At 38.8% G+C, this 1,906-nt stretch carries 2 protein-coding genes; both read left to right on the top strand.

The window, feature by feature from the left end; genetic code table 11:
• Positions 1–585: Orn/Lys/Arg family decarboxylase (locus tag PAND9192_RS20050; protein ID WP_503121370.1), on the top strand; the 585-nt coding region annotated here is incomplete at its 5' end.
• A gap of 654 nt (positions 586–1,239) precedes the next feature.
• The coding region (locus PAND9192_RS20045) for an amino acid permease (protein WP_144018114.1) at positions 1,240–1,906 on the top strand (667 nt) is incomplete at its 3' end.

Here is a 1,906-nt window from a genome sequence, read left to right as displayed (position 1 = left end):
CGCTTCGGTATCGTACCAACACGTACTACTGACTTCCAAGTAATGTTCCTATTCTCAATGGGTATTACTAAAGGTAAGCGTGACACATTGATCAACACCTTGTTGTCATTCAAGCGTCACTACGATGCAAACGCAGATATCGAAACATTACTGCCTGAGCTAGTAGCATCTGCACCAGAAGTTTACCGTGGTCTTGGTCTTAAAGATCTTGGTAACAAGATGTTTGAATACCTAGTACGTCATAACCCAAGCCAAGTACTGAACCACGCTTACTCAAGCCTTCCTGAAATGGAAGTGAAGCCACGTACTGCTTACCAGTTCGTAGTATCTGATGAAGTAGAGCTAGTACCTTCTGACAAGCTTGTTGGTCGTGTTGCAGCGAACTCTGTTATCCCTTACCCACCAGGCATTCCAATGCTAATGGGTGGTGAAAACTTCGGTGACGAAACAAGTCCTCAAATTCAGTACTTGAAAGCACTAGAAGCATGGGATGCTGAATTCCCTGGTTTCGAACACGAAACTGAAGGCGCTGAGATCGAAGACGGTAAATACCACGTTCTTTGTATCAAAAAAGACGCACTATAATCGCCTAATGCGATAATGTGACTACCCTACCAATCCCTCGCTAATCATAGCGGGGGATTTTTTTGCTAAGAATTAATAACACTAGTGTCTACTCATTCAGTTTTCACTGACTTAGACTTAATTATCATTAATACAAATTAAATTTCTCTTAACCTATCAATAAAAAAATACTTCCCCAAACTTGCTTGAATTTATTCTCACGCTGAGCGCATAATTATTTTATGGCGGTTTTTAATGACACTCCAGATTACTATGATGTAAGAATTCCAACCCCTTGTTAACAAAGTCATTTAATGACAAAAAAGTGCACCCCTCACACTATTTACTCTCTTTGTAAAAAAAAATGGTCGAATAACGATACTTAATACGACCGTTGTCACTAAAAATGCAATGCTTTATTCCGTTTTTATGGTTTTATTTTTATGAAAACGGCGCATTATATGTCTCGAACACAAGGTTAACAGTTCAGTTTAAAATATAACTTTTATGGTAAAGAGTTATATTTTAATTATTTTATTGATAACGATTTAATAAAATAATTAATTATTTATTACTTTCGTAATAAAAAATTCACCATGGACTGGGTTTTATTCCAATGAAGATAAACCGTAATCTAAATAAGGTTTATCATTCCACTAATCACGGGTGAATATAATGTCATCGAATACTGGCACTAAAAAAATGGGACTCGTTGGCTTAACTGTACTTGTTGCAGTTAACATGATGGGTTCTGGTATTATTATGCTACCAGCAAGCTTGGCGCAAGTTGGTGCAATTTCAATGTTGTCTTGGATTGTAACTGCGTTAGGCGCAATGTGTATTGCTTACACGTTTGCTAAATGTGGTGCATTTTGTAAACGCTCTGGCGGTATGTCAGCTTACGCAGAAGAAGCACACGGAAAATCATCTTTCTTCATCTCTTCTTATACTTATTACGTGTGTTTGGTAATTAGCTGTGTTGCGATTGCTGTTTCAGCGTTAGGTTATATCAAACCATTTATGCCTTGGCTTGATACACCGATGCACACTTTCTTCGGTGTGGTGGCTATCCTTATCTTCACCATGGTAGCTAACTTTGGCGGTGCGAAAATCACAGGTCAAATTTCAGCATTTACTGTTTGGGGTATCATTATTCCTGTTGCTGGTCTGTCTATCATCGGTTGGTGGTGGTTCGATCCACAAACATTCATGAATGCATGGAACCCACACCACGATACTACAATGCACTCAGTATCTTCTGGTATCGCACTGACTTTATGGGCTTTCCTAGGTATTGAATCTGCGGGTGCTAACTCTGATGCTGTTGAAAACCCAGAGCGTA

This window comes from Photobacterium andalusiense (genome assembly GCF_900185625.1).
In the GTDB taxonomy this organism is placed as follows: Bacteria; Pseudomonadota; Gammaproteobacteria; order Enterobacterales; family Vibrionaceae; genus Photobacterium; species Photobacterium aquimaris.
This window is presented reverse-complemented; position numbering and strand designations above follow the sequence as displayed.